This window comes from Algibacter sp. (assembly GCF_049667265.1).
Lineage (GTDB): Bacteria > Bacteroidota > Bacteroidia > Flavobacteriales > Flavobacteriaceae > Algibacter_B.
The window spans coordinates 1-2,099 of the sequence record NZ_JBATHX010000396.1 but is presented as its reverse complement, the minus strand read 5'-3'; the positions used below and the strand labels follow the sequence as shown (position 1 = coordinate 2,099).

The following is a 2,099-nucleotide window of genomic DNA, read 5'->3' as shown; positions in this document are numbered from 1 at the left end:
GCCGTTGCCAAAGCATTGCCTAGTTTAGAAGGCAAGTTAACATCAAATGCTATTCGGGTGCCCGTTCCTAACGGATCATTGGCTATTTTAAATTTAGAAATAAAAAACAAAACGTCACTAAATGGTGTGAATACTATTTTAAAGAAATATGCCTTAGAAGGTGATTTGGTTGAGCAAATTAAATACGAATTAAGCGACGAATTAGTATCTAGCGATATTATTGGGAGTTCCGCACCATCAATTTATGATAGTAAAGCCACTATTGTTCGTTCAGATGGGAAAAATATTGTGCTTTATATTTGGTATGACAATGAGTATGGCTACAGTCATCAAGTTATCCGATTAGCCAAATACATTGCTAAAGTGAGGCGTTTTACTTACTATTAAAAAAAAGTAGTTTAAAAATCCATATAGAAATTTGAACCGTATATAAAAAAGCCTCAAATTATTGAGGCTTTTTTATGATTTACAACCATTTAATAAACAATATTTTATAAATTCGCAAACCAAATACAACTGATAAACCATTTAAAATGAAACCTATCAAATCTTTACTTTTAATTGTTTTTACATGCCTAATTAGCTTTTCCTCATTTTCTCAAACTACTGATGATGATGAATTAGATTTATACAAAAGCTCAATTGATAATCAATTTGAATACATACTTAAAAAATCTGGTAATTTTAAAGGCACCAACGGACAACCTTATGAAGCAGTAAAACTAAGTATGTTGCTTGCTTTAAGAGCACATACTTTAGATTCTTTAAAAACTGTACATAAAAACCTAACCGAAACACAAGCCGTTGTAAAATCACAAGCTAAAGAAATTTCAGATTTAAAAACAAACCTTTCAAATACAAAAACGGATTTAGACACCACCAATTCTGAAAAAAATAGTATGTCGTTGTTTGGTATGCAAATGAGCAAAACAGGCTATAATTTCCTAATGTGGTCTATTATTGGGGCTTTACTAGCGTTACTTATTTTCTTTATTTATAAGTTTAAAAATAGTAATGCTATAACTCGAGAGGCAAATAATAATTTAGCTGAAATTGAAGAAGAATTTGAAGAGCACCGCAAAACAGCATTAGAGCGTGAACAAAAAGTAAGACGCCAATTGCAAGACGAAATTAATAAGCAGAAAAAAGGAAAATAATTTCTTTTTTTAAAATTTATATTTAAAACTCTGTAATTTGAAATTGCAGAGTTTTTTTTTGTTTTGAATATGGGCAGGATGGAATATCCTAGTTCCCCACTCGTGAAAATGAAAAGCTACGCTGTTATCACAGCTTGACTTTTTTGTTCTAAAATGGATGCTGAAATAAATTTCTCAACCATTTTAAAACAAAAAAGTCTGCCAAAGCAGACTTTTCGAGTTAAGTGGGGAGAATAGGATTCGAACCTATGAAGACGTAGTCAGCAGATTTACAGTCTGCCCTCGTTGGCCGCTTGAGTATCTCCCCAAAACTGATCGCAAATATATTATTGTTTCTTAATTTTACAAAAGGAAATTTAATATTTAATTCTAAATAAATTTGGTTTCGACTGCGCTCAACCTGACACAGATTATTCAATCAATTATTTATATTTCATAACGCACTCTAAATGAAACAAATCGTGGTTGAATAAACGTTTCAGAATTTATTACAGATAAATTATTTGCACTATTTGTTACTCTTGAATCAATATCTAACAAGTTAGTCGCTTTAATTTCATATTCCCATTTGGAGGCTTCACTCTTTCTATAAGCCAATGAGGCATCCCAAGTTTTATACGATTGTGATGGATTAACCCCATCATCTTGATTAGTATATGTAAAATCTGTTTTAAAAGTAAGCGATTTCCAAATATAAGCGTCAAAATCTATAGATGGTGCATTGGTAATAAACTTTGTTGAACTAGAACCTTGATCATTATTAGAAACACTATAACGGTATTTTAAACTCACATTTGGTGCTTCTTTAAAATTTGTACGTAATTCTGGTCTGTAGGTTTGGGTAAACTGCTCATTTAAAGATTGCTGCCCTTGAATAAACTGATTGATTTTACTATAGTTAAAACTAGATGAAAGCTCAGCTCTTAATTTACCAAAAGTACG

At 31.1% G+C, this 2,099-nt stretch carries 1 protein-coding gene, 1 tRNA gene and 2 pseudogenes; 2 read left to right on the top strand and 2 right to left on the bottom strand.

The genetic code is table 11. From position 1 onward, the window contains the following. Positions 1–387: pseudogene (locus WBN21_RS13705) on the top strand (glyceraldehyde-3-phosphate dehydrogenase); the annotation flags it as partial. A gap of 146 nt (positions 388–533) precedes the next feature. Next, entirely contained in the window at positions 534–1,157 is a 624-nt protein-coding gene (locus WBN21_RS13700) for a tRNA (guanine-N1)-methyltransferase (RefSeq protein WP_424201205.1), read from the top strand. Positions 1,158–1,382: 225 nt separating this feature from the next. Here WBN21_RS13700 and WBN21_RS13695 read toward each other — a convergent pair. Next, a tRNA-Tyr gene (locus WBN21_RS13695) sits at positions 1,383–1,464 on the bottom strand. A 119-nt stretch (positions 1,465–1,583) separates the two neighbouring features. Next, a pseudogene (locus tag WBN21_RS13690) lies at positions 1,584–2,099 on the bottom strand (TonB-dependent receptor); the annotation flags it as partial.

Coding starts and splice junctions, on each gene's coding strand:
- WBN21_RS13700 (WP_424201205.1), top strand. CDS start 534: ATGAAACCTATCAAATCTTTACTTTTAATTGTTTTTACATGCCTAATT.